22 protein-coding genes are annotated in these 25,793 nt (G+C 71.8%); 12 read left to right on the top strand and 10 right to left on the bottom strand.

All coding sequences use genetic code 11. The features are described 5' to 3' along the window. Nucleotides 1-281: transposase (locus BT98_RS0117535; protein ID WP_027297343.1), on the top strand; the 281-nt coding region annotated here is incomplete at its 5' end. Between the two features lie 157 nt (nt 282-438). Here BT98_RS0117535 and BT98_RS0117530 read toward each other — a convergent pair. Beyond that, complete coding sequence (locus tag BT98_RS0117530) at nt 439-2,214, bottom strand: SLC13 family permease (protein ID WP_019463205.1); 1,776 nt, start codon at nt 2,212-2,214, stop codon at nt 439-441. Nucleotides 2,215-2,704: 490 nt separating this feature from the next. Between BT98_RS0117530 and BT98_RS0117520 the strand changes: the two genes are divergently transcribed. Genes BT98_RS0117520 through BT98_RS0117510 form a run of 3 tightly spaced genes read left to right on the top strand, consistent with a single transcriptional unit; the run spans nt 2,705 to nt 6,230 of the window. Further along, nucleotides 2,705-5,170, top strand: a complete 2,466-nt coding sequence (locus BT98_RS0117520; protein ID WP_019463206.1) for a hybrid sensor histidine kinase/response regulator — start codon at nt 2,705-2,707, stop codon at nt 5,168-5,170. Continuing rightward, a complete protein-coding gene (locus BT98_RS0117515; RefSeq protein ID WP_019463207.1) occupies nt 5,167-5,562 on the top strand; it encodes a response regulator in 396 nt (131 codons plus the stop codon). Before BT98_RS0117520 ends, BT98_RS0117515 begins: the two co-directional genes overlap by 4 nt. Beyond that, nucleotides 5,562-6,230, top strand: coding sequence for a DUF533 domain-containing protein (locus tag BT98_RS0117510; protein WP_019463208.1), 669 nt, complete (start codon nt 5,562-5,564; stop codon nt 6,228-6,230). Before BT98_RS0117515 ends, BT98_RS0117510 begins: the two co-directional genes overlap by 1 nt. Before the next feature lie 37 nt (nt 6,231-6,267). Here the strand turns inward: BT98_RS0117510 and BT98_RS0117505 are convergent, their stop codons facing one another. Together BT98_RS0117505 and BT98_RS0117500 are read right to left on the bottom strand one after the other, a co-directional pair. Further along, on the bottom strand, nt 6,268-6,918 hold the full coding sequence (locus BT98_RS0117505; protein WP_019463209.1) for an alpha/beta hydrolase: 651 nt from the start codon (nt 6,916-6,918) through the stop codon (nt 6,268-6,270). Nucleotides 6,919-6,999: 81 nt separating this feature from the next. Beyond that, entirely contained in the window at nt 7,000-7,935 is a 936-nt protein-coding gene (locus BT98_RS0117500; RefSeq protein WP_019463210.1) for a ring-cleaving dioxygenase, read from the bottom strand. 157 nt (nt 7,936-8,092) lie between these two features. On the opposite strand from BT98_RS0117500, the gene BT98_RS0117495 reads away from it, so the two are divergent. From BT98_RS0117495 to mnhG, 8 genes are all read left to right on the top strand, one after another. Continuing rightward, on the top strand, nt 8,093-9,004 hold the full coding sequence (locus BT98_RS0117495; RefSeq protein ID WP_026033585.1) for a LysR family transcriptional regulator: 912 nt from the start codon (nt 8,093-8,095) through the stop codon (nt 9,002-9,004). Nucleotides 9,005-9,475: 471 nt separating this feature from the next. After that, nucleotides 9,476-10,168 (top strand): TetR/AcrR family transcriptional regulator, encoded by a 693-nt coding sequence (locus tag BT98_RS0117490; RefSeq protein ID WP_019461402.1) that lies wholly within the window; start codon nt 9,476-9,478, stop codon nt 10,166-10,168. Nucleotides 10,169-10,318: 150 nt separating this feature from the next. Next, a complete protein-coding gene (gene mbhE / locus BT98_RS0117485) occupies nt 10,319-13,048 on the top strand; it encodes a hydrogen gas-evolving membrane-bound hydrogenase subunit E (RefSeq protein ID WP_019461401.1) in 2,730 nt (909 codons plus the stop codon). After that, a complete protein-coding gene (locus BT98_RS24920; RefSeq protein WP_019461400.1) occupies nt 13,045-13,425 on the top strand; it encodes a sodium:proton antiporter in 381 nt (126 codons plus the stop codon). The genes mbhE and BT98_RS24920 overlap by 4 nt, the downstream gene beginning before the upstream one ends. Further along, nucleotides 13,415-14,917 carry a proton-conducting transporter transmembrane domain-containing protein gene (locus BT98_RS0117475; protein WP_019461399.1) on the top strand — a complete coding sequence of 501 codons (1,503 nt, stop codon included), beginning with the start codon at nt 13,415-13,417 and terminating at the stop codon, nt 14,915-14,917. Before BT98_RS24920 ends, BT98_RS0117475 begins: the two co-directional genes overlap by 11 nt. Then, on the top strand, nt 14,914-15,264 hold the full coding sequence (locus tag BT98_RS0117470; RefSeq protein WP_019461398.1) for a Na+/H+ antiporter subunit E: 351 nt from the start codon (nt 14,914-14,916) through the stop codon (nt 15,262-15,264). The genes BT98_RS0117475 and BT98_RS0117470 overlap by 4 nt, the downstream gene beginning before the upstream one ends. Further along, nucleotides 15,261-15,542 carry a monovalent cation/H+ antiporter complex subunit F gene (locus BT98_RS0117465; RefSeq protein WP_019461397.1) on the top strand — a complete coding sequence of 94 codons (282 nt, stop codon included), beginning with the start codon at nt 15,261-15,263 and terminating at the stop codon, nt 15,540-15,542. Before BT98_RS0117470 ends, BT98_RS0117465 begins: the two co-directional genes overlap by 4 nt. Then, entirely contained in the window at nt 15,539-15,889 is a 351-nt protein-coding gene (gene mnhG, locus BT98_RS0117460) for a monovalent cation/H(+) antiporter subunit G (protein ID WP_019461396.1), read from the top strand. Before BT98_RS0117465 ends, mnhG begins: the two co-directional genes overlap by 4 nt. 57 nt (nt 15,890-15,946) lie before the next feature. On the opposite strand, the gene BT98_RS0117455 is transcribed toward mnhG, so the two are convergent. The 7 genes from BT98_RS0117455 to BT98_RS0117425 form a co-directional block, all read right to left on the bottom strand. Next, the gene (locus BT98_RS0117455) at nt 15,947-18,082 is read right to left on the bottom strand and encodes a putative bifunctional diguanylate cyclase/phosphodiesterase (protein ID WP_026033244.1); all 2,136 of its coding nucleotides are present in this window, start codon (nt 18,080-18,082) and stop codon (nt 15,947-15,949) included. Nucleotides 18,083-18,421: 339 nt separating this feature from the next. Then, nucleotides 18,422-19,066: a hypothetical protein gene (locus BT98_RS0117450; RefSeq protein ID WP_019461394.1), complete on the bottom strand. Its 645-nt coding sequence runs from the start codon at nt 19,064-19,066 to the stop codon at nt 18,422-18,424. Nucleotides 19,067-19,145: 79 nt separating this feature from the next. Continuing rightward, entirely contained in the window at nt 19,146-21,836 is a 2,691-nt protein-coding gene (locus BT98_RS0117445) for a DNA translocase FtsK (RefSeq protein WP_019461393.1), read from the bottom strand. Between the two features lie 122 nt (nt 21,837-21,958). Continuing rightward, entirely contained in the window at nt 21,959-22,957 is a 999-nt protein-coding gene (locus tag BT98_RS0117440) for an asparaginase (RefSeq protein ID WP_019461392.1), read from the bottom strand. Continuing rightward, nucleotides 22,954-23,664, bottom strand: a complete 711-nt coding sequence (locus BT98_RS0117435; RefSeq protein WP_019461391.1) for an isochorismatase family protein — start codon at nt 23,662-23,664, stop codon at nt 22,954-22,956. The genes BT98_RS0117440 and BT98_RS0117435 overlap by 4 nt, the downstream gene beginning before the upstream one ends. A 23-nt stretch (nt 23,665-23,687) precedes the next feature. After that, the gene (locus tag BT98_RS0117430) at nt 23,688-24,686 is read right to left on the bottom strand and encodes an ABC transporter ATP-binding protein (protein ID WP_019461390.1); all 999 of its coding nucleotides are present in this window, start codon (nt 24,684-24,686) and stop codon (nt 23,688-23,690) included. Between the two features lie 14 nt (nt 24,687-24,700). Continuing rightward, nucleotides 24,701-25,792, bottom strand: a complete 1,092-nt coding sequence (locus tag BT98_RS0117425; protein WP_037251413.1) for an ABC transporter ATP-binding protein — start codon at nt 25,790-25,792, stop codon at nt 24,701-24,703. Nucleotide 25,793: the final 1 nt, after the last annotated feature.

Raw genomic sequence — 25,793 nt, 5'->3', positions numbered from 1 at the left:
GGCAAAGGCCGGGCAAACTCCACGCCGATAAGGCCTACGACCACCGTCGCTGCCGCCGGGAGTGCCGCGCCCGTGGCATCACCCCGCGCATCGCACGCCGTGGCATCGAGAGCAGCGCCCGCCTCGGACGACACCGCTGGGTGGTGGAGCGTACCTTCGCCTGGCTCGCCCGCTACCGACGCCTGACCATCCGCTACGAGCGCCGCGCCGACATCCACCTCGCCTTCACCACACTCGCCTGCGCCCTCGTCTGCCTCGGCCAGATTAGGCGGTTCTGTTAGGCGCTCTAACCCCTGGGCTAACCCCTGGGCCGACGAAAGGCGGGGGCCGGGGAGGTCGGAGCATTGCTTCGGCAGTTCCTCCGGCGGAGGCGGCGCCTTCCCCGGGGGCAGCCACAAGTGCGATGCCACAGCACGGACGGCGCGCCGGACGGGCGTATCACCCCGGCCCCAGCGGCCAGAACCAGGCGATGAGGGGCATGCCGGTCAGGACCACCAGGACGGAGAGCGGCAGCCCCAGCCGGGCATAGTCGCCGAAGCGGTAGCCGCCGGGGCCCATGACCAGCGTGTTGCACTGGTGGCCGATCGGGGTGAGGAAGTCGCAGGCCGCCCCCACGGCCACGGCCATGAGGAAGGGGTCGGGGTTCAGGCCAAGGCGCTGGGCCAGGGCCGCGGCGATCGGCCCGACCACGAGGACCGTGGCGGCATTGTTCAGGAAGGGGGTCAGCAGCATCGCCACGACCATGGTGATGGTCAGCGCCCCCAGGGGCGGCAGGCCGGAGACCAGGTGCTGCAACCCGGTGGCGAGCAGGTCCGTGCCGCCGGTGCGCTGGATGGCCTCGCTGACGGGGATCAGCGCCGCCAGCAGGATCAGCACGGGCCATTCCACGGCCTCGTAGGCCTCCTGCATCGTCATGACCCGCAGCAGGAGCAGCACCACCGCCGCGCTGAAAAAGGCGACCGCCACCGGCAGCACATGCGTGGCCACCAGCGCCATCGCCGCCGCCAGCACCAGCAGGGGAAGCCACGAGCGGCGGCTGTGGCCGAAGGCGATGGCGCGTTCCGCCAGCGGCAGGACGCGCAGGCCGGCCAGCGCCTCCGGCACGGCGGCGGCCTCGCCGCGCAGCACGATCACGTCGCCCGGCCGCAGCCGCAGGCCGGACAGGCGCTGCTGGATGCTGTGCCCGGCGCGGCTGACCGCCAGCAGCGTCACCCCGTGCCGCCCTTGCAGCGAGAGCTGTCCCGGCGTGTGCCCGGCCAGCGGCGACTCGGCGGTGACGACGCCTTCCACCACGCTGATCTCGCCGGCCTGGCCGGGCGCCTGACCGTCGCCGGCCAGGACCAGCTGGGCCCGGGCCACCAGGCGCTCCAGCCCCTCCGGCTCGCCACGCAGGAGCAGCACGTCGTCGGGGCGCAGCACCCAGTCCGGGCGCGGGACGAAGCGGCGGAAGCGCTCGCGCACCACCACCGCGACGCGGGCCTCGCCATCGCCCAGGGCCTCCAGCGCCGCCACCGTCTTTCCGGCCAGCGGCGACCCGGCGGGAAGGCGGGCTTCGGCGGTGTAGTTCTCGATGTTGAAGGCGGCCTCCAGGGAGGGCGTGCCGCGCCGCCCGGTGGGCAGCAGGCGCCAGCCCAGGGACAGGAAGACAAAGCCGACCAGGGCGATGCCCAGCCCCACCGGCGTGTAGTCGAACAGGCCGAAGGGCTGCCCGGTCAGCTCCTGCCGCACGCGCGCGACGATGATGTTGGGCGAGGTGCCGACCAGCGTCACGATGCCGCCGAGGAGCGAGGCGAAGGACATCGGCATCAGCAGGGCGGAGGCGGGCGTGCCGGCCCGGCGCGCGAGCTGCAGCGCCACCGGCATCAGGATGGCGAGCGCGCCGACATTCTTGGTGACCATGGAGAGCAGCATGGTGACGCCGACCAGCACCGGCACCTGGACAGCCGTGCCGCGCAGGTAGGGCGTGAGCGGCCGCATCAGCGTCTCGACCGCACCGGAGCGGGCCACGGCATGGCTGATCACCAGCGCCGCGCCGACAATGACCACCACGTCGTCGGAGAAGCCGGAAAAGGCGGAGGCCGCCGGCACCACGCCCAGGACCACCCCCGCCAGCAGGGCGCCGAGCGCCACGAGGTCGTAGGGCAGGCGCCCCCAAAGGAACAGGCCGATGGTGGCGGCCAGCAGGCCGAAGGCGAGGGCCTGGTCGAGTGTCATGCGATTCCCCTGGGGCCGTGGAAGGTTCAACTGCCCCTTGGCCATCCCCGCGGGCATCAACCAGCCTCGGGGGACAGGGTTTCCAGCCCGGAGGCCAGGGCCAGAAGCGGCACGAGCGTCCAGACCAGCGTGACCGCGGCCACCCGTGTCGTTGCTTGCCACCGGACCAGGGACCGGGCGCGGCGCTCCGGCGGCCGGAAGCCAGGGCTCCTGTGTCATCGGTGACATGGCGCTCCCCTTCCCCGGTGGATGCCCCGGCCACGCGGCCACGGAGGTCCTTCCGGCGGCTGAATCCTGGCGCTCCTGCAAGACATCGGCCCGGGGCATGAAGCCGCTGGCCTTCCGGTGCGTTCCGCGCCAGCGCGGTTCCTGGCCCCTGCGCATGCAGGGGCCAGGAACCGACAGGGAAGGCGCCGGCGGGGATGAGGCCGATGGATGGATCGGCAGGTGCGGGGGGCCGTGTCCCTCGCAAGGAACAGGGGGAAAGACCATGCCGGAGCAGCAGGGGCCGGAGCAGCAGGGGCCGGAGCAGCAGGGGCCGGAACAGCGCGGGCCGGAACAGCGCGGGCCGGAGCAGCACGGGCCGGAGCAGCGCGGGACAGGAACGCAATGGGTGGCCGGGAGCGGCGGCGCCTCGCTGCGCAACGCCTTCCGCAACCTCGCCGATGCGATTCCCCAACTGGCCTGGATCGCCACGCCCGATGGCGACATCCACTGGTACAATCGCCGCTGGTACGAATACACCGGCCGCAGCTTCGCGGAGATGCGGGGCCAGGGCTGGCGCGAGCTGCACCATCCGGACCACCTGGAGCGTGTCGTGGCGCGTTTCCGGGCCGCGCTGGAAAACGGCGAGGAGTGGGAGGACACCTTCCCGCTGCGCCGGCATGACGGCACCTATCGCTGGTTCCTGTCCCGTGCCCTGCCGCTGCGCGACGCGGGCGGACGGATCATCCAGTGGAGCGGCACCAACACCGACGTGACCGAGACGCGCGGCGCCGAGGAACGCCTGCGGCGGAGCGAGGAGCGTTTCCGCACGCTGATGGATGCCTCCTCCGCCATCATCTGGACCACGCCGGGCTCGGGCGAATTCGAGGCGCCGCAGCCGCGCTGGATGCAGTTCACCGGCCAGTCCTGGGAGGAGCATCGCGGCTGGGGCTGGCTGGAGGCCATCCATCCCGAGGACCGCGGCCGCACCGCGGAGGTCTGGGGCCATGCCAAGGAGACGCACAGCCTCTATGCCATGGAGCACCGGGTGCGCCGCTGGGATGGCGCCTGGCGCCACATGGAAGTGCGCGCCGCGCCCGTGCTGGCGCAGGACGGGTCGCTGCGGGAATGGGTGGGCTCGCACACCGACATCACCGACCGCAAGCGGGCGGAGGAGGAGCTGGAGCAGGCGCGCGACGCCGCCGAATCCGCCAACCGCGCCAAGAGCCAGTTCATCGCCAACATGAGCCACGAGCTGCGCACGCCGCTTTCCGCCGTGATCGGCTACAGCGAAATGCTGGCGGAGGAGGTGGAGGATCTGGGCGAGGCGCATCTCCTGGCCGACCTGCGCAAGATCGAGAGCAACGCCCGGCACCTGCTGGGCCTGATCAACGACGTGCTGGACCTGTCGAAGATCGAGGCCGGGCGCATGACCGTCTCGGTCGGCAGCTTCGACGTCGCGGCCCTGCTCGCGGAGGCGGCGGGGGCGGTGCAGCCGCTGGTGGCGCGGCGGGGCAACACGCTGTCGCTGCGGCTGGAGGAGCCGCTCGGCGCGATGGAGTCGGACCAGACCAAGATCCGCCAGTGCCTGCTGAACCTGCTGGGCAACGCTTCCAAGTTCACCGAGGAGGGCCGGATCACCCTGGCCGCGCGGCGCGAGGCGGCGGAGGGGCGCGACTGGCTGGTCTTCCAGGTCATCGACACCGGCATCGGCATGAGCGCGGAGCAGCTTTCCCGTCTCTTCCAGCGCTTCACCCAGGCCGACGAATCCACGACGCGGCAGTTCGGCGGCACCGGCCTCGGCCTTTCCATCACCCGCGCCTTCTGCCGGGAGCTGGGCGGCGAGGTGAGCGCCGAGAGCACGGCCGGACAGGGCTCGGTCTTCACCATGCGGCTGCCGGCCCGCTTCGAGGCGGCGGCGAAGGGCGAGGGGGAGGCCATGGCGGCGGAGGCGGCCCCGGTGGAACAGGAGGGCCGCGTCGTGCTGGTGGTGGATGACGACCCCGCCGCGCGGGAGCTGATGACGCGCTTCCTGGAACGGGAAGGCTTCCAGGTGCGCTGCGCGAGCGACGGGCGATCCGGCCTGGCCCTGGCGCGGGCGCTGAAGCCGCGCGCCGTGCTGCTGGATGTCGAGATGCCGCAGATGGACGGCTGGTCGGTGCTGCATGCCATCCGCGGCGACCCCTTGCTGTCCGGCGTGCCGGTGGTGATGGCCTCGGTGGTGAACGAGAAGGGGCTGGGCCATGCGCTGGGCGCCACCGACTATCTGACCAAGCCCATCGCCTGGGAGCGGCTGCGCCGGGTCATGGAACGCTTCCGCCCGCCGGCGGCGGAGGGCGAGGTGCTGATCGTGGACGACGATGCCGAGGCGCGGGGGCGGCTCCGCACCATGCTGCAGCGGGACGGCTGGCGCGTGGCCGAGGCGGGCGACGGGCGGGCGGGGCTGGAGCTGGTGACCCGGTCGCTGCCATCCCTCGTCCTGCTGGACCTGATGATGCCGGTGATGGACGGCTTCGGCTTCCTGGAGGGGCTGCGGCAGCGCCCGGAGGGGGCAGAGGTGCCGGTGATCGTGCTGACCGCCAAGGATGTGACGCCGGAGGAGCGCGCCTGGCTGGACCGGCGGGCGGAGCGGCTGATCCTGAAGGGCAGCGTCAGCCTGAACGAGCTGGCGCACGAGGTGCGGGACCTGGTGCCCGCGCCGGAGGAGAACAGCCGGGAGCGGCCGCCGCCGGCCGCAGGGAGGCCCGCATGACGCGCATTCTTCTGGTCGAGGACCACGAGGAGATCTGGGACTTCCTGTCGCGCCGGCTGCGCCGCCGTGGCCACGAGGTTCTCCTGGCCATGGACGGGGAGGCGGCGGTGGAGATGGCGCGGCGGGAACGCCCCGACATCGTGTTGCTCGACATGAACCTGCCGGTGATGGATGGCTGGACCGCCGCCGGGCTGATCAAGGCCGGGGCGCCGCCGGGCAGCGCCATCCCGATCATCGCGCTGACCGCCCATGCCATGGCCGGGGACCGGGAAAGGACGCTGGCGGCAGGCTGCGACGACTACCACCCCAAGCCGGTGGATTTCTCCCGCCTGTTGCAGCAGATCGAGGCCCTGGCGGGCGTGCCGGGGGCAGGCACGCAGGGGGCCGGTTGATGACGGTGGCGGGCTTCCTGTCGCGCCTGCGGACCGGCGACGGTGCCGGCATTCCGGGCACTGGCGGTCCGGGCACCAGCATTCCAGGCGCCGGATCTTCCGGGGCCGGCATGACCGGGGGCGGCGGGTTCCCCACCCACCCGGCCGCCGCGCCGCCTGCCGATCCGCCGCCCCCGGCCGGGCGGCGGCAGCGTGCCCTGCCCGCGCCGGAGACCCTGCTGCACGAGGCCGTGGCGCAGAAGCTGCTGCACGGCTGGCTGCAGAACCGGCAACAGACGCTGTTTCCGCTCAGCCTGAGCCTGCGGGGCCTGCCCGAGGCGCAGCTCGCCCTTCTCGCGGGGATCATGGCCGTCTCGATGCTGGCGGGGCTGCGGCCGCCGGATGAGGAGCGGGGCGAGAGCCCGGGCTGGGTGCAGCGCCTCGCCCTCCTGCGTGGGGACGAGGCGTTGCCGGCCCGGATCGAGGCCGCGCTGCACCAGCCGCCGCCGCTGAGCCAGGTTCTGCGGGAGGCACAGGCCGCCGGGCTGGCGGCCCATGCCTATGTGGCCGCGCTGGTGGTCTCCGACCCGCGGGACGAGGCCGGGCGCCTTTTCCTGGACTATCTCGCCGCCCGGCTGGCCCTGCCGCCCGCCATGGTGCGCGGTGCCGAGCGCCGCTACCGCCGCTGAGGCGGGCCGCCGGCGCGCGGCGCCCGTGCGGGTGCCGTCAGAGCCCGGCCATCCAGTGCCGTGCCAGGGACAGGTCCATCTGCGACAGGCCGTGCCCCGCCGGCAGGGGATGATAGGTGACCTCCGCCCCCGCCCGGCGCAGGCACGCCGCCAGCCCCTCGCTGTTCGCGGCGGGGATGATGGGGTCGGCGCTGCCGGAAAGCAGCAGGACCGGCGTGCCGGCGAGGCCCGGCGGCGGGACCGGCTCCTCGTCCCGGAAGGGCTGCATGGCCCGCAGCAGCACCGCCCCGCGCAGCAGGCCCGGATGGCGCAGCAGCAGCGCCGCGGCGATGTTGGCGCCGTTGGAGAAGCCCAGGGCGACCGGCGCCTCCAGCCCGTAGGCTTCCCGCGCGCCGTGGAGGAAGGCGGCGATTTCGTCGGTGCGGTGGCGCAGGTCCGCCTCGTCGAAAACCCCCTCCGCCATGCGGCGGAAGAAGCGCGGCATGCCGTTCTCCAGCACCTGCCCGCGCGGCGAGAGCAGGGCGGAGCCCGGCGCCACCGCCTCGCCCAGCGGCAGCAGGTCGTCCTCGTCGCCGCCGGTGCCGTGCAGCAGCAGCAGCGGCGGGCGGCCCGGCCGCGTGGCGGGCCGGAACCGGTGCCGGAAGCCCAGCCCGGTGCCGGTCGTGGTATCGGTCACGATGTCGCTCATGCGGGATACTCCCTTTGCGTTGCTCTCCCCGGAAGGGCGGCGGCACGCCCCCCTTGCCGGGTGCGTGCCGCCGCGCCGCGGTCAGGCCAGGGCTGGCAGGGCGGCCTCGATCGCCGCACGGTGCGGCCGCAGGAAGGCCGGCAGTTGCAGGCCGGTGCCCAGGGCCTCCAGCGCCTCGTCCACCGCGAAGCCGGGGATGTCGGTCGCGATCTCGAAGAGCACGCCGCCCGGCTCGCGGAAGTAGATGGAGCGGAAGTAGTCGCGGTCCTTCTGCTCCGTGGTGCGGATGCCGTGGTTCTCCACGAGCCGCCGCGCCATCTCCATCTCCGCCGCGTCGTCGGCGGCGCGGAAGGCCAGGTGGTGCACCGAGCCGCGCCCCGGCCGCGCCGGCAGGAAGCCGCCGACGCCTTCCAGGTCCACGATCCCGCCCAGCGCCGTGCCCTCGGCCCGGTAGCGCAGCGTGTTGCCCTCGCGCGCCGCCTCGGCGAAGCCGAAGATGTCGGCGAGGATGGCGCCGGTCGCCTCGGTGCGGTCCAGCATCAGCCGCACGCCGTGGAAGCCGCGGATCGCCATTTCGGCCGGGACCTTGTCCCCCTCCACCGGGTGGCTCCAGGCGGACTCGGCCTCGATGCCGGGCAGGCCCGCCAGGGCGAGGCGCATGCCGTCCGGGTCGCGGAAGCGCAGCAGCGTCTCGCCGAAGGCCTCCGCCCGCTCCACGCCATGCGGCGTCAGGCGCTGCATCCAGTAGCCGATCGCGCCTTGCGGCACGCGGAAGACCGTTTCCTGCAACTCGCCGGTGCCGGCGCGGCCGGGGGCGGCGTTCTCCCAGGGGAAGAAGGTCAGGATGGTGCCGGGGCTGCCGGCCTCGTCGCCGTAGTAGAAGTGGTAGGCGCCGGGATCGTCGAAGTTCACCGTCTTCTTCACCAGCCGCAGCCCGAGGGTGCGGGTGTAGAAGTCGAGGTTGCGCTGCGCCTTGCCGGCGATCGCGGTCACATGATGAATGCCGTTGCGGGCCATGGAAGCTCCTCCAGGTCTGGGTTTCGCTGTCGGCCATGCATATGGGCAATGGGGTATCCGGTTCCACTGGATACGGATTGCGCTGGTGCAATGCGAGCCGTGCGAAGAAGCCCGCCCCTTCCGGTGCGCGGTGCGGGATGCGAGGCTGCGGCGCATCGTGACCGATGCCTCCCGTTCCTCCCCTGCCCTCGCCTGGGACGATTTCCGGCTGATCCAGGCGGTGGCGGAGACGCGGGCGCTGCCGGCGGCGGCGGCGCGGCTCGGGGTGGCGCATTCGACCGTCTTCCGCCGGCTGCGGCAGATCGAGGAGATGCTGGGCTATCCGCTCTTCGAGCGACACCGGGGCGGCTATGCCCCGACGGCGGCGGGGGAGGAGATGGCCGCCCTGGCCGGGCGGGTGGAGGAGGACATCGCCGCCGTCACCCGCCGCCTCGCCGGACAGGCACCGGGCCCCGCCGGCGAGGTTCGGCTGGCCACCAGCGACAGCCTGCTGGCCGACCTGCTGATGCCGATGCTGGTGCGCTTCCGCGCCGCCTGCCCCGATGTGCGGCTGGACCTCGTCACCGGCAATGCCGCCGCCAACCTGTCGCGCCGGGATGCGGATGTCGCGCTGCGGGCCAGCGATTCGCCGCCGGACACGCTGGTCGGGCGGCGCGTGGCGCGGATCGCCTGGGCGCTCTACGAGACCGCCGCCACGGCGCCCATCCCGGAAGCCGATCCGATGGGACGGGACTGGGTCTGCCTGGGTGACAACCTCGCCGGGATGAAGGTGACGCGCTTCGCCCGGGAGCGCGTGCCGGCGGCGCGGCTGGCGGCGCGGTTCGACGGGGTGCTGGCGCTGGCCGATGCGGTCGAAGCGGGGCTGGGGATCGGGCACCTGCCCTGTTTCGTGGGGGATGCCCGGCCGGGCCTGCGCCGCCTGGCCCCGCCGGAGCCGGACTTCGCCGCCGATCTCTGGCTGCTGACCCATCTGGACCTGCGGCACCTGCCCCGCATCCGCGCCGTGACGGAGTTCCTGGCCAGCGCCATCGCCGCGCGACGGGCGGTCATCGAGGGGGAGGCCGGGTGATGCGGGGGAAAGCCTTCCGAAGGTCACGGCGTGTCGGAGGGAATTCCGCTCGTGGCGCCCCCGGGGGAGAGGCGCTGCCTCTCGCCCCGGCCCCCTCTCCGCCGGGGACCGAAGCCGGTCCCCGGACCCCGGGCTTTCGTGGGTTCCGGTGGCTGCCGTTGGTTTTCGGCCTGATCCCTGGGAACAGGTGGAAACGCGGGACGCCCGGGAAGAAGAGAAATACCGTGTCCGTGCTGGTGGCGCCGGCAGCCTGCCGGAGGGCGATGCTCTCCGGCGCGATCCGGCATCTGTGGGCGCCAACTCACCGGGTCCAGGGCGCGCAGCATCCTGGCGGATAGGGGGTCCGGGTGAAAGGCGGCGCCTTTCACCCGGGGACGGCGCAACGCCGGGCCAGGAGTGCGGACTGGCGGAGGCGGCATTTGGCCGTGGCGATGCGGGGCGGGTATGTAGGGGATTCGCAGGAGCGTCCCCTTGGCCGACACGACGAGCGAATTGACGGAGCCGCATTTCCGCCGGAACGATCCGGAGCGCACGAAGCGGGAGATCATGGAGGCGGCGCGCGAGGAATTCGCGCGGCACGGGCTGACGGGCGCGCGGGTGGATGCCATCGCGGCGCGCACCAAGACCGCCAAGCGGATGATCTACTACTATTTCGGCAGCAAGGAGGGGCTCTACCTCGCCGTGCTGGAAGCCGCCTATGACGACATCCGCTCGGTGGAACGGGAGCTGCGGCTGGAGGCGCTGGCGCCGGAGGAGGCGATCCGGCGGATGGCGGAGTTCACCTTCGACTACCAGTGGGACCATGCGGACTTCACCCGCCTCGTCACCATCGAGAACATCCATCACGGCCAGTACCTGCGCCAGTCCCGCAGCGCCCGGGCGCTGAACGTCACCATCATCGATGCGCTGCGCACCATCCTGGAGCGGGGGCGGCGCGAGGGGCTGTTCCGCGGGGATGTCGATGCCGTGGACGTGCATCTCTTCATCAGCGGCTTCTGCTTCTTCAGGTCCGCCAACCGCCACACGATCGAGGTTCTGTTCGGCAAGGACCTGGGCGAGGAGGCACTGCGGACGCGGCACCGGGAGATGCTGGTGCAGGGCGTGCTGGGGATGCTGCGGCCACTTGGGGATGGGACCGGTGCGGAGGGCGGCGCCACGCCATGAGGCGGCGGAGCGGCATGGAAACCGGCCCGGCCGGGAAACCCATCACAAGCCAGGGAGCTTCTTCGGCATGATCTTTCGCCCGCCCGTCCCGCGAAACCTCAGCCCCTCCGTTCCTGGCCCCTCCCCTTCCCGGCCGCCGGTGAGCCCGCCGTGCTGCCGCTGATCCTGCTGATCGCCGTGGCCGGGGCCTGCCTGGCCGCGCCCGTGTCGCGCCTGCTCGGCCGCGCCGGCGGCTGGGGGCTGGCGCTGCTGCCGGCGGGGCTCTTCGGGATGTTCCTGAGCTTCGCGCCACTGATCGCCGGGGGCGGCGCCGCGGAGACGCGGCTGCCCTGGGCGCCGTCGCTAGGGGTGGAGCTGGCCTTCCGGCTGGACGGCTTCTCCTTTCTCTTCGCGCTGCTGATCACCGGTATCGGCACGCTGGTGGTGGTCTATGCCGGGTCCTACATGGCGGAGAAGTCGCCGGGCGACCGGGCGCGCTTCTTCACCCTGATCCTGCTCTTCATGACCGCCATGCTGGGGGCGGTGCTGTCGGACAACCTGCTGGTCTTCTTCATGTTCTGGGAGGCCACCAGCATCCTGTCCTTTCTGCTGGTGGGCTTCGACGGCAAGAGCCCGGCCTCGCGCCGCTCGGCGCTGCAATCCCTGCAGGTGACGGTGGGCGGCGGGCTGGGGCTGCTTTGCGCCATCGTGCTGATCGGGGTCACCCTGGGCAGCTTCAGCTTCTCCGGGGCGACCGGCCGGGTGGAGGAGCTGGCGCGGAGCCCCTGGGCCGCCCTGATCGTGATCGGGCTGCTGCTCGGCGGCTTCACCAAGTCGGCGCAGTTCCCCTTCCACTTCTGGCTGCCCAACGCGATGCAGGCGCCGACACCGGCCTCGGCCTATCTGCATTCGGCCACGATGGTGAAGCTGGGCATCTACCTGCTGGCGCGGTTCGAGGGGTTCTTCGCCGAGGTTCCAGGCGGGCGCAGCATCCTGATCGGCTTCGCCGCGGCGACCATGCTGGTGGCGGGGGTGCAGGCGCTGCGGGCGCAGGGCTTCAAGGCGGCGCTGGCCTATTCCACCGTCGCCTCGCTGGGCATCCTGGTGATGCTGATCGGTCTGGACGGGCCGATGGCCAGCGTGGCGACCGTGGGCTTCATCCTGGCGCATGCGCTCTACAAGGCGGCGCTGTTCTTCTGCGCGGGCAATGCCATCCACGCCACCGGCAAGTCGCATCTGCGGCAGATGGGCGGGCTGGTGCGCTTCCTGCCGCTGACGGCGGTGGCGGCGAGCCTGGCCAGCCTTTCCATGGCCGGGCTGCCGCCCTTCATCGGCTTCATCTCCAAGGAGTTCCTGTTCGAGGCGCAGATCCAGAGCTCCTGGGACGCCGTGCCGGTGGCCATCGCGGTGCTGGTGAACGCGGTGATGGTGGGCGTGGCCGGGGTGGTCTCGCTGCGGCCCTTCTTTCTCGGGCGCGGCAAGATCACCGAGGTCAGGCATGGCGAGACAGTGGGGCTGACGCTGGGGCCGCTGCTGCTGTCGCTGCTGGGCCTCGCCATCAGCCTGGAGCCCGACTGGGTGCGCGACAACGTGCTGAATCCGGCGGTGCTGGCGATCTATGGCGCGCCGGTGGAGGTCAAGGTCGAGCTTTGGCACGGGCTGACGCCGATGCTGATGCTGAGCGTGGTGGTGGTGGCGATCGGTGCCGTGATCGTCGCCTTCTGGCGCTCGATCCATAGCTGGCTGCTGGCGCTCCAGCCCATCGACCACTATGCCGCCGAGATCGGCTACGACGCGCTGATGCGCGGGCTGGTCGGCTTCGCCGGGCGGCTCACCCGCTTCGTGCAGAACGGCGACCTGCGGCGCTATCTCTGGCTCGGTGCGGCCTCGGCCATGGCGCTCTGCCTTTTCGGCGCGGTGCGGGCGGGCACGGTGCCGCGCTGGCCGGCATTCGGCCATCCCGACCCGGCCACCGCCGCCATCCTGCTGGTCGGGCTGGCCGGAGGCTTCGCCGCCGCCCGCGCGCGCTCCCTGCTGTCCGCGCTGGTGGCGGTGGGGCTGGTGGGGCTGGCGGTGGCGCTGGTCTTCCTGCGCAACGGCGCGCCGGACCTGGCGCTGACGCAGTTCTCGGTGGAGGCGCTGATCGTCGTGCTGCTGACCGCCGTGCTGCTGGTGCTGCCGCTCGCGGCGCCGGCGACGCGCAACCGGGCGGAGCGGCAGCACGACATCCTGCTGTCCTGCTGCTTCGCCGCGCTGGTCTTCCTGGCGAGTGCCGACATGATGGCCGGGCCGGCGGATACCACGGTGTCCGGCTTCTACGGCGCGCAGAGCTATGCCGCCGCCTTCGGCCAGAACGTGGTCAACGTGATCCTGGTGGATTTCCGCGGCTTCGACACGCTGGGCGAGACGGTGGTGATCGGCATGTCGGCGCTGATGGCCTGGTCGCTGCTGAAGGCCGGTCCCGCCCCGGCGCGGGAAAGGCCGGCCGCCTTCATCCTGGCCGCCACCAGCCGTGCCTTCTTCGCGCTGCTGCTGCTGGCGGCGGTGATGATCCTGCTGCGCGGGCACAACCAGCCCGGTGGCGGCTTCGTCGGCGGGCTGGTGGCCGCGCTGGCCTTCGCCATGCTCGCCCTGGCGGGGGGCGTGGAGCGGGCGCGGGCGGCATTGCGGCTGCATCCCATGGTGCTGGTCGGGCTGGGGATGGGGCTGGCGGTGCTGAGCGGCGTGCCGGGGCTGCTCGCCCATGGCAGCTACATGAAGCATCTCTGGGTGGAGGCCGACCTGTTCGGCCTCGCCGTCAAGCAGGGCACGACGCTGCTCTTCGACCTGGGCGTCTTCGCCGTGGTGCTGGGCGGGGTGCTGGCCTTCCTCTTCGGGCTGCAACGGGAGGCCGAGCGATGAACCTGCTGACCGCCTTCGTGGCCGCCGCCCTGGCCGGATGCGGCCTCTACATGGCGCTGTCGCGCAACCTGGCGCGGCTGGCCCTGGGGCTGGCGCTGCTGTCCACGGCGGTGAACCTCGTGCTGTTCATGACCGGGCGGCTGCGCTCGGACCAGCCGCCGCTGATCCCCGATGGGGAGAAGGTGCTGGGGCTGTCCGCCGATCCCCTGCCCCAGGCGCTGGTGCTGACCGCCATCGTGATCGGCTTCGCCCTGACCGTGGTGCTGATGACGCTGGTGCTGCGCGCTTGGCGCGGCGAGGGCACGATCAACGGCGCCCGGATCGCCGCCGCCGAGCCCCCCTTCCCCGAGGACGAGGAGGACGCCGATGCGCGCTGACCTCGTTCCCGGCATCCTCCTGCTCTGGCCGGTGGTGGGCACGCTGCTGGCCGCGGCGCTCTGCGCCGTGCTGCGCCACCGCCCGGACTGGCAGCGCGCCACGATGGAGGCGGCCACCGGGCTGATGCTCGCCGCCTCGCTCGGCCTGCTGGCCGAGGTGTCGCAGAACGGGCCGCTGACGGTCGGCTTCGGCGGCTGGCCGCGCTCCTTCGGCGTGAGCTTCACCGCCGACCGGCTGGGGGCGATGCTGTCCGTCTTCACGGGCATCGTCGGGCTGGTGGTGGCCATCTATGCCCGGGCGGATATCGGGCCGCGCCGCCGCGCCAGCGGCTTCGACGCGCTGTTCCTGGCCATGCTGGCGGCGGTGAACGGCGCCTTCCTGACCGGCGACCTGTTCAACCTCTATGTCTGGTTCGAGCTGATGCTGGTGACGGCGTTGGGCCTCACCGTGCTCGACCGGCGGCGGGCGCAGATCGACGGGGCTATCCGCTATGCCGCGCTGAGCATGCTGGGCGCGGCCTTCATGCTGCTCGGCATCGCGCTGCTCTTCGGCGAGGCGGGGACGCTGAACATGGCCGACCTGTCCCGCGCCCTGAACGGCCGCGCGCCGAGCCTGGCGCTGGTGGCCTCCGCCTTCCTGCTGCTGTCCGGCTTCGGGCTGAAGGCGGGGCTCTTTCCCTTCTTCTCCTGGCTGCCGGCGGCCTATCCCACCGCGCCGATGACGGTGCTGGCGGGCATGGCCGGGCTGCTGACCAAGGTCGGCTTCTATGCCTGCCTGCGCGTGCTGGTGCTGGTCTTCGGACTGGGCACGGCGCCGGTCATCCCGGGCCTCGCGCCCATGCTGGGGCTGCTGGCGGCGGCGACCATGGTGCTGGGCGTGCTGGGCGCCATGGCGCAGGAGGACACGCGGCGCATCCTGGCCTTCCAGATCGTCGCCTCGATCGGCACGATGATGATGGGGCTGGCGCTGGCCAGCCTGGCGGGGCTCGCCGCCGCCATCCTCTACATGCTGCATTCCATCCTGGTGACGACGAGCCTGTTCTTCGCCGCCGGGGCCATCGCGCGGGCCAATGGCAGCACCGACCTGAACCGCTGCGGCGGGCTGATGAAGCGGCAGCCGATGCTGGCCGTGTATTTCGCCGTCCCGGCCCTGTCGCTGGCCGGGATTCCGCCCTTCTCCGGCTTCTGGGGCAAGTTCGTGCTGGTGCAGGCGGGTTTCCTGTCGGGCGGCGCCTTGCTGGCGCTGGTCCTGCTCGCGACCGGCTTCGTCACCGTCTATTCCATGAGCCAGATCTGGGTGGAGGCCTTCTGGAAGGCGCCCGGCAGCGGCCGCGCGCCGCGTCGCGTGCCGCCCGCGATGCTGGCGGCCATGGGCATCCTGGCCTTCCTGATCCTCGCCATGGGAATCGGGGTGGAGCCGCTCAGCGCCTTCGCGCGCGAGGCGGCCCGTGGGATGGTGCCAGGGGCGGCGCCGGCGGGAGGCGGCGCATGAGCCTGCTTCGCCTGCCCCTCCGCCTCTGGGCGCTGCTCTGCCTGGTCGCCACCTTCCTGTGGGACCTGGTGGCCTCCTCCCTCTCCGTGGCGCGCATCGTGCTCTCGCCCTATGCCCAGCCGCTGCCGGCCATCGTGGTGGTGCCGGTGGAGGCGCGCACGCGCTGGGGCGTGGCGCTCTTCGCCTATTGCGTCTCGCTGACGCCGGGCTCCACCTGCCTGCACGTCTCGGACGACCTACGGCGCTTCTACGTGCATGTGCTGGACGCGCGGAGGGACGAGGAGGTCATCGCGCAGTTCAAGCGCCTCTACGAGCGCTGGATCCTGATGATGGAGGGGGGACGATGAGCATGGACGGGATCGAGACCCTCGCCGGGCTGCTGGCTTTCGTCCTGGTGCTGCCGCTGGGCCTCGCTGCCTATCGCATGATCGCGGGACCGGGCTTCGCCGACCGTTTCGTGGCGCTGGACATGCTCACCGCCGTCGCCGTGGCCTTTGCCGCCATGACGGCCCTGGCCACCGGGCGCAGCGCCTTCCTCGATGTCGGGCTGGTGATCGCGCTGGTGAACTTCGTCGCCACCTGCGCCTTCGCCGCCTTCCTGGAACGCAAGGGAAGCCAGCGATGATCGCCGCCATCCTGATGATCCTGGGCACGGCCTTCCTCTGCATCGCCGCCATCGGCGTGGTGCGCCTGCCCGATGCCTTCCAGCGCATGCATGCCGGCACCAAGGCCGGCACGCTGGGCACCATGCTGGTGCTGGTCGGCGCGCTGCTGGCGGGCGATGCCGTGAAGCTGCCGACCGGCGTGCTGACGATCCTCTTCCTGCTGCTCACCCTGCCGGTCGCGGCACAGCTTCTCGGCCGCGCCGCCTACATGTCCGGCGCGACACTGCGCGGGCTGAAGGGCGAGGACCCGCTGGCGGAAGTGGTGGAACGGCAGAAGGCGCCGCTGGAGGAACGCCTGCGCGGCTGATCGGGGCGCCGGCCGCGCTTCACGGCTTTGGCGTCGCGCTGTCCCTGGGGAAGCCCCTCAGAGCAGGGGGTGGCGCAACGAGGGCAGGCGGCGGAACCAGGTTTCCCATTCGCCAGCCGGCACGGGGCGGCCCAGGTAGAAGCCCTGGGCCTCGTCGCAGCCTTCCTGGCGCAGGCGGTCGAGGATTTCCGGATTCTCCACCCCTTCCGCCACCGTGGTGACGCCCAGGCCGCGTGCGAGGCCGATGATGGCGCACACGATGGCGGCGTCCTCGCGCTTCTGCGGCAGGTTCTGGATGAAGGAGCGGTCGATCTTGATCCGGTTGACCCGGAAGTGGCGCAGGTAGTCCAGGCAGGAGAAGCCGGTGCCGAAATCGTCCAGCGCGACGCTGACGCCGTCTCGGCGGAGCGCGTCGAGGGTCTGGGCGGTGCTGGCGCTGCGGTCCATCACCACGCCCTCGGTCAGTTCCAGTTCCAGCCGCGACGGGTCGATGCCGGCGGCCTGGGTGGCCTGCATCACCATGCGGTGCACGTCCTGCCGGCGGAACTGGTTGGGCGAGACGTTGATCGCGACGCGCAGGGGCGGCAGGCCTTGCGTCTCCCAGCGCCGGATCTGGGTGCAGGTCTCGTTCAGCACCCATTCGGTCAGCAGCACGATCAGCCCGCCGTCTTCCGCGGCGTTGAGGAAATCGGCGGGCGCGCAGAGGCCGTGGCCGGGGCGGTTCCAGCGCAGCAGGGCCTCCAGCCCGATCACCTGGCCCGAATGCAGGCTGACCTGCGGCTGGTAGTGCAGGACGAACTGGCCGTTGGCGACGCCTTCCCGGATCCCGGCCTCCAGCGACTGCGCCTGTTCCAGCCGGAGCCGCAGGTCCGGGCGGAAGAAGCGGTAGCCGTGGCGCCCCTCGGCCTTCGCCTGGTACATGGCGAGGTCGGCGTTCTTCAGCAGCTCGTCGATATTCGAGGAATCGCGGCCGCAGACGGTGATGCCGATGCTGGCGCTGATGTTGACCCGGTGCCCGCGCACCTGGATCGGCTCCGCCAGGACATGGCCGACCGAATCCGCCAGCGTCGCGGCCTCGCGAGGGTCGGAGATGCCTTCCTGCAGGATGGCGAACTCGTCGCCGCCGAGGCGGGCCACCGTGTCGTGCTCCCCCACATGCATGCGCAGGATGCGGGCGACGGTGATCAGCAGCTGGTCGCCGAAGTCGTGGCCCAGCGAGTCGTTCACGTTCTTGAAGCGGTCGAGGTCGAGGAAGTGCAGCGCGCAGAGGCGCCCGGAGCGTGCGGCGCGTTCGATCCCTTCCTCGATCCGCTGCGCCAGCAGGGAGCGGTTGGGCAGGTCGGTCAGGACGTCGTGGCGGGCCAGGTGGTGCAGGTGGCGCTGCGCGCTCTTCTGGTCGGTGATGTCGAGGGAGGTGGTGAGCACGTTCACCACCTCGCCGATGCTGTTGCGGAGCGGCGACTTGGTGGTGAGCTGGGTGCGCAGCACGCCGTCCCGGTCGATGAAGTTCTCCTCGTAGCTCGGCAGCGGCGCGCCGCGCTCGAAGACCAGGCGGTCGAACAGCACGTCGCGCTCGATCTGGTCGCGCGCGGTGAGCTCCTTCATCGGCAGCCCGGCGCACTGCTCCACGCCGCGGCCGACATGGCGCGCATAGGCGGCATTGGCGAAGCGGCAATAGCCTTCCGGATCGGCGGTGTGGACCAGCACGGGCATCGTGTCGATGACCTGGGCCAGCAGGTCGGCCCTTTGCGGTGGCGCTCCCGGAGCCCTGGCGGCACCCTGGATCTGGTCGTTGGCTGGCGCCGGCGGAAAGGGGTGGCGCGCGGCGTCCAGCAGGTCGCGGACCTGGTTCTGGAACTCCGCGTGCTTGATCGGCGTCTGCAGGAAGCCGGTCGCCCCGGCCTCCAGCGCCCGGATGCGGAAATTCGGGTCGTCATAGGCGGTGATGACGAGGATGGGGGTCGCGGCGCAGCCGGCGATGGCGCGGACGGAGCGGGTGAAGTCGGCCCCATCCATGCCGGGCATGCGGTAGTCGGTGATGATCAGGTCGGGACGGTGGTGCGCGATCCAGGCCAGGGCGGTGTTGGGGTCGGCGAAGGCTTCCGCCGTGGTGTCCCGCGTGACCGACTTGGCCAGCATTGTAAAGACTTGCCGATTCGTATTCTGATCATCGACAATCGCAATGACGGGCATGGGCCAAATACATCCACATCTGGACCTGGATCCAGATCGACCCGAGTGACGTGTTTCGTGCTGGATGTTTTATACTATAGTGAGAAACTGCAATGATTTCAACTTAAAATTGTCGTGTCCACCCGCTTGACGCGAAAGGTGGCGGAGTTGCGCCATCGGGTGGACATCTTGCGGCTGCCGCGTCCGGGGATGTCCATGGCCCGCCATGGGGAAGCCGGGATTGTTGCGGCTTCCTTACCTTTCGCCCGTCTGTTCCCCGCCTGCGCGGGGAAGCCCGGGGCGGCGCTCCCTCGCTCCACCGCCGAGCGGGCGACGGTGGCGACGGATGCGACCGGCAGGCTAACGCTTCAGGCCGGGAATGACGCCCAGCAGGTTCTGCGCGAGGCCAGGCGGCAAGCCCTGTGGCAGTTGCAGGGTCTGGTAGCCCGCGGGGATGCGGAAGCGGTCCGGGTCCTGGCGGGCATAGGTGACGCTGGTGGCCTCGATGCCGCCCTGACGGCCCTGGACCTGGCCCTCGGCGCGCAGCAGCACGCCATCCGCCGTCAGGCAGGCGCGGCCGCTGGCATCGCGTTCCTCGTAGCGCCAGTTGGTGCAGGAGAGGCCGGCGACCTTCGCCTGCCCCTCGCGCGTGAAGCGCGTGCCGGGCCCGAAATCGGCGGGCAGGCCCATCTTCTGCAACTCCTCGGCCGGAAGCTCGGTGACGAGGCGCATCTTGTCCATCACCAGCCGCGCCTGGCCGCTGCGGCGGTCCAGCACGCCCCAGCCGTTCTGGCGCGGCAGTTCCAGGCGCAGCAGGCGCTCGGAGGCCAGCCATTGCGCCTCGACGGGCTCCGGCTTGCCGCCAAGGGTCCGGTAGGTGACCGCGACGTCGCGGCTGGGCTCCAGCCGGGGCGCGGCGCTGCCGGTCTGCGCCATGACGGGCAGGATAGGGACGGCGGCCAGCAGGCTGGCGGTCAGGAGGGCACGGCGTGTGGATCGGCGCATGGCGGGGTTCCTCCGCTCCTTGCGGCAGGGCATGGCCGGGGGCGGGTCCCCGGCCATGCCCTGCCCTGGGTGATCGGCGTCAGTCGTCTTGCCCGCGCACCAGCACCTCGCGCTTGCCGACATGGTTGGCGGGGCCGACGATGCCCTCCTTCTCCATCTGCTCGATGAGCTTGGCGGCGCGGTTGTAGCCGATGGAGAGATGGCGCTGGACAAAGGAGGTGCTGGCCTTGCCCTCCCGCGTCACGAGGTCCACCGCCTGCTCGAAGAGGCCGCGCTCGCCGCCCTCCCCGCCGCCGGGGCCGCCGGTGGGGGCCTCGTCATCCTCGACCTCGGTGACTTCCTCGATATAGGAGGGCTCGCCCTGCTCGCGCAGGTACTCGACGATGGCCTCGACCTCGGCATCCGAGACGAAGGGGCCGTGGACGCGGTTCATGCGGCCGACGCCGGCCATGAACAGCATGTCGCCCTGGCCGAGAAGCTGCTCGGCGCCCTGCTCGCCCAGGATGGTGCGGCTGTCGATCTTCGAGGAGACCTGGAAGGAGATGCGGGCGGGGAAGTTCGCCTTGATGACGCCGGTGATGACGTCCACCGAGGGGCGCTGCGTCGCCATGATGACATGGATGCCGGCGGCGCGGGCCATCTGGGCGAGGCGCTGTACCGAGGCCTCGATCTCCTTGCCTGCCACCACCATCAGGTCGGCCATCTCGTCGATGACCACGACGATCATCGGCAGCGGCTCCAGCGCCAGGGGCTGGTCCTCGAAGACCGGCTTGCCCGTGTCGGGGTCGAAGCCCGTCTGCACGCGGCGGGTGAGCTGCTCGCCCTTCTCGCGGGCGGCGGTGACCTTCTTGTTGTAGCCGGCGATGTTGCGCACGCCGAGCTGCGACAGGGCGCGGTAGCGGCGCTCCATCTCCCGCACCGTCCATTTCAGCGCGCCGATCGCCTTGGGGCTTTCCGTCACCACCGGGGCCAGGAGGTGCGGGATGCGGTCATAGACCGAGAGTTCCAGCATCTTCGGGTCGATCATGATGAAGCGGCACTCGTCCGGCCCGTAGCGGTAGAGCAGGCTGAGGATCATGGTGTTGATCGCCACCGACTTGCCCGAGCCGGTGGTGCCGGCGACCAGCAGGTGCGGCATGGTGGCGAGGTCGGCGATCACCGGGGCGCCGCCGATGTCCTTGCCGAGGGCGAGGCTGAGGCGGCCCTGCGCCCGGCCCCATTCCTCGTCGGCCAGCAGTTCGCGCAGATAGACCGTCTCGCGCTTCGCGTTCGGCATCTCGATGCCGATGACGTTGCGGCCGGGCACCGTGGCGATGCGGACGGCGGTGACGGACATGCTGCGCGCCACGTCGTCGGCCAGGCCGATCACGCGCGCGGACTTGGTGCCGGGGGCGGGCTCCAGCTCGTAGAGCGTGACGACGGGGCCGGGGCGCACCTCCACGATGCGGCCGCGCACGCCGTAATCCTCCAGCACGCCTTCCAGCATGCGGGCGTTGTTCTGCAGCATCTCCTCGGTCGGGCCGTTGTCGCGGCGGCGCGGCGCCTCGGTCAGCAGATCGAGCGGCGGCAGGGCGAACTGTTCCGGCGGCAGGTTCCGGGGCGGCGGCGCGGGGCGGCGGGGCGGCGGGGCGGCCCGCTCGGTCCGGGGCGGCGGCGGCGGCGGCAGGTCGTCCTCGTCCTCGTCCACCACCGGCTCCGGCGCGCGGCCGAGGCGCGGCTCGATGCGGCGGACGGGCGGCGCGACCTCCTCCGCCGGGCGGCGCCCGCGCAGGCCGGGAATGGCGATGCGGGGGCGGTTCGGCGCCTCCTCCGGCGCGTCCTCTTCCTCCGGCTCGAAACAGGCGGGGCGGGGCGCCTGCCGGGCGGGGGCGTCCTCGGGTGGCAGGTGGATGCGCGGGCCGGGGCGGGCGGCGGCGGCGCGGCGGCGGGCGGCGGCGTCATCGGCGGCGCTCAGCAGGTGCTGCAGGTCCGGCGAGGCCTGCCTCTGCCGCGACAGCAGGCCACCCAGGTTGCGGAAGGGCGAGAGGATCTCCCCGAAGCCACGGGAACCGCTCCGCTCCATCCGGGCCCGGCGGCGCGCGGCGCGCTCGGAAATCTCCACGCCGAGCGAGACGCCGCCCCGTGCGGCCGCCACGCCGCCCCGCGCGGCGCTGATGCCCGCCCTGCGCCAGGACAGGAGGGGGATGCCCAGGGCCACGAAGCCGAAGACCAGGCCCAGCACCGCCGTCGCCGCACCGGTGGCCACGCCGCCGAAGGGGCCGAGCCAGCCGCGCGCGACGCCGTCCACGGCACCGCGCACCAGCGGCCCGACCGCCCCGCCCGGTGGCACCGAGCCCCAGGCGGGCAGGCCGGCCAGGATGGCGGCGGAGGCGAGCACCGGCAGGGCGGCGAGCATCGCCGCGACGCGGCCGGCGAAGGGCTTCAGGCTGCGGTGCGTGCCCAGGCGCAGCGCCCAGCAGAGCAGGCAGGCCGCCGGCAGCCAGCCGGCCCAGCCGAAGCCCTGCAGCAGCACGTCGGAAAGCATGGCGCCGACCAGCCCGGCGAGATTCCGGGGAGCGCGCGTCGTGGCGGTGGAAAGGGAAGGGTCGGCAGGGTTGTAGGAGATCAGCGCCACGACCAGGGCCAGGCCGGCGAGGCCGAGCAGCACGCCCACGAACTCCCCGCCGCGCCGCCGGATCGCCGCCCGCACGGCCGGCGAGGCGAAGCGCTGGGCGGCGCCGGAAAAGCGCCCGTTCGGAGAGGATGAGCGATCGGTGGCGGCACGCGACATCAGGGAACCCAAGCTGAGACCTTGCCTCAGCCTAGCATGGCAAATACCTGTCGCGTACCGCTTTTCTCAACCGCAGCAAGGGATTGGCCAGCCGCCGAGGCCGGGAAGACACAACCCCGGGGTTAGTAGGTAGCGAAGATCCTCGCCACTTCAGCGGGGTCCTGCGTCACGGTCAGCGCCATGGCGAGGAGGATGCGCGCCTTCTGCGGGTTGAGGTTGTCGGCGGTCAGGAAGCCGTATTCCTTCAGTTTGGTGCTGGGGAAGACGCGGCCGGAGCCGGCGCGGCTGCACTGGATGACGATCACCCCGTCCTTCACCGCCTGCTTCAGCGGCTCCAGGTCGCCCGGGCCGCAGAAGCCGGGGGCGAAGCCGGCGGAAACGATGCCCTTCGCCCCGGCGGCCAGGAAGGCGCGCACCGCCGTGCCGTCGGCGCCGGCATAGGCGTAGCTGATATCCACCCGCGGCAGGGAATCGAGGGGGCGGATGTCGAAGACCGTTTCCGGCGCCCCGAGCCGCAGCGGCCTGCGGTACCAGACCACCCGGTCGCCATCCGCCTGCCCCAGCACGCCGAAATCGGGCGAGCGGAAGGTCTGCATCCGGCCGGTGGAGGTCTTGGTGACCTCGCGCGCGCACTGGATCTCGTCGTTCAGCAGGACCATGACGCCCAGGCCGCGCGCTCCGGGATCGGCGGCGACCCGCACCGCGTTCACCAGGTTCAGCCCGGCATCGGTGGACAGGGCGGAGGCCGGGCGCTGCGAGCCGGTGACCACGATCGGCACCGGCACCTTGGCGGCGAGGTGGAGGGCGTAGGCGGTTTCCTCCAGCGAGGCGGTGCCGTGGCCGATGACGATGCCGGCAAGGCCGGGATTCTCCGCCACGACCTTGTCGCAGAGCAGGACCAGCGCCTTCCATTCCGGGAAATGGATGTTCGGGCTGGGCACGGCGCTGAACGGCACCGGGAAGACATCGGCGACGAGCTGCACCTCGGGGAAGCGGGCGAGGATGCCCTCGGCATCCATCATGTTGCCGGTGGAGCCGTAGTCCACCGTGTCCAGCGGCCCCTTGCCGAGGGAGGAGATGGTGCCCCCGGTGCCGATGAAGGCGACGCGCGGCCGGCTCATGCCGCGGCCTCCGCCTTGCGGGCGATCGCGGCCTCGATCTCCGCGGTGCTCATCACGTCGCCGAAGGTCAGGTAGATGTTCATGAGAGACGCGTTGTGCTCCTCGTCGGTCACGGCGGCATTGCCGTCCGAGACCATGATGACGCGGAAGTTCAGCATCATCGCGTCGCGGGCGGAAGTCTCGCAGCAGATATTGGTCAGCGTTCCGGTGATCAGCAGCGTCTCGATGCCGCGCTCGCGCAGCAGGGCGGCGAAATCCGGCCCGCCCTTCGCCGCGCCGGGGATGAAGGCGCTGTAGCGGAACTTCGGGACGACCGTGTCCTCCGCCCGGATGTCGAGACCCGGCCAGAAGGCATGGCCGGGGCTGCCCGGCGTCATGGACCGGACGCGGGCGGCGCGCTGCGCCTCGGAGACGGATTCCTCCAGCACCGACCAGGCGATGCGGGATTCCTCGTCCGAGGCGTTCTGCACCCAGTACACCGCGCCGCCGGCCGCGCGCAGCGTGGCGGCGAGGTGGTTGATGTTCGGCACGATATCGGTGCCGCCCGGTACGAAGGCATGGGCCAGGCCGGGGTCCAGATAGCCGTTCTGCATGTCGATCACCACCAGCGCGGTGCGCGCCGGGTCGAGATCAGCGAAGCGGTGCTCGGTGCCGAACTTGGCCAGCACGCGCTGGCGGACGAAATCGGGAATCCGCGTTTGGTTCATGAAGTCTGCCCCTCCCTTGTGCGTCAGGCGAATTCCGGGGTGAGGACGGCGTCGGGCACGCGCACGCAGCGCGCCATGCGGCCGATGGCCGGATGGCGGGCGGAGGGCTCGCCGTCCAGACATTCCGCCGCGGCCAGGGAGCAGCGCGGGGCGAACTTGCAGCCGGGCGGCAGGTTGCGCAGGTCGGGCGGGGCGCCGGGGATGGTCTCCAGGTCACGGTCGCGCGGCTGGTTGTGGACGGTGGAGGCGAGCAGGCCGGCGGTATAGGGGTGCAACGGGTCGCGCAGCACCTCGCGCACCGGGCCGGTCTCCACCACGCGTCCGGCATACATCACTGCCACGCGGTCGGCGATCTCGGCGGCGACGCCCAGGTCGTGCGTCACGAAGATCACCGACATGCCCATCTCCTGCTGCAGGCGGCGCAGCAGGATCAGCACCTGGATCTGCACCGTGGCGTCCAGCGCGGTGGTGGGCTCGTCGGCCAGCAGGAGCTTCGGTTCGCAGCTCAGCGCCATGGCGATCATGGCGCGCTGGCGCAGGCCGCCGGACAGCTCGAAGGGATAGGCGTCGAGGCGGCGCTGGGCGGAGGGGATCTTCACCAGGTCGAAGAGCTCCAGCGCCCGGGCGAGGCCCTGCCTGTGGCTGACGCCCTTGTGCAGGGCGACGACCTCGGCGATCTGGTCGCCCACCCGCGCCACCGGGTCGAAGGCGGTCATCGGCTCCTGGAAGATCATGGAGACGGTGCCGCCGCGGAAGCGGCGCAGGTCGCCCTCCCCCATCGCCAGCACGTCCTGGCCGGCGATGCGGACCTTGCCGTCGATCACCGCGCGCTTCGGCGGCAGCAGGCGCATCAGGGCGCGCATGGTGACGCTCTTGCCGGAGCCGCTCTCGCCCAGCATGCAGAGCACCTCGCCCGGCGCCATGGCGAAGCTGACGCCGTTGACCGCGCGCACCTTGCTCTCGCGCGTCACGAAGCGGACATTGAGGTCCTGGACCTCGACCAGCGGTGCGGCCGTGCTCATTCCCGCCCCTCCCCTCAATGCACCAGCGGTGCCGCGACGAGATCCGCCCGCCCGGCCAGGCTGTGCCCCGATCCCGGGTCCTGGATGTGGCAGGCGGCGCAATGCGCGCCGGGCGCGTCGGTGTCGCCCAGTTGCGGCATCCTCGCGGCGCAGACCTCCTCGGCGAAGGGGCAGCGGGTGCGGAAGCGGCAGCCGGAGGGCGGGTTGATCGGGTTGGGCGGATCGCCGGTCAGCGGCGGCTCCTCCATCCGGTGGTCCGGGTCCATGGAGGGATGGGAGGCCAGCAGCGCCCGCGTGTAGGGGTGCTTCGGGGCACGGTAGATGTCCTCGGCCGGGCCGATCTCCACCACCTGCCCCAGATACATCACCAGCACGCGGTCGCTGATCCAGCGCACCACGCTGAGGTCGTGGCTGATGAAGATGTAGGTGAGGCTCAGCTCCCGCTTCAGCGTGCGCAGCAGGTTCAGCACCTGTGCCTCGACGCTCTTGTCCAGGGCGGAGACGGCTTCGTCCAGGATCACCATGCGCGGGCGCAGCGCCAGGGCGCGGGCGATGTTCACGCGCTGCTTCTGCCCGCCCGAAAGCTCGTGCGGATAGCGCGGGCCGAACAGGGCCGGGTTCAGGCCGACCTTCAGCAGCAGCTCCCGCGCCAGGGCCAGGGCCTCCGCCTTCGGCACGCCATGGGCGATGGGACCGAAGGCGACGGAGCCCTGGATCGGCATGCGCGGATTCAGCGAGGAGGCGGAGTCCTGGAACACCATCTGCACCTGGCGGCGCATGGCGGCGACCGAGATGCCGCGCGGGGCCGCGACCTCCTCGCCATCGAAGATCTGGTCGCCGCTGTCGGGCACGATCAGCCGGGTGAGAAGCCGTGCCAGGGTGGACTTGCCGCAGCCGGATTCGCCCACGATGCCCAGCGTCTCGCCCTTCATGACGCGGAAGGACACGCCGTCCACCGCCCGGACATGGCCGGTGACGCGTTGCAGCGCGCCGCCGCGCAGCGGGAAGTGCTTCTGCAGGTTGCGCACGTCCAGCAGCGGCTGGGCCGGGCCGCCGACGTCGCGCGGGTCGTGGAAAGCGGCCGGGGAAAGGCTCGTCTGGCTCATG

Source organism: Roseomonas mucosa ATCC BAA-692, from assembly GCF_000622225.1.
Lineage (GTDB): Bacteria > Pseudomonadota > Alphaproteobacteria > Acetobacterales > Acetobacteraceae > Roseomonas > Roseomonas mucosa.
The sequence above is the reverse complement of the archived record's forward strand: the minus strand, read 5'-3'. Positions and strand labels throughout refer to the sequence as shown.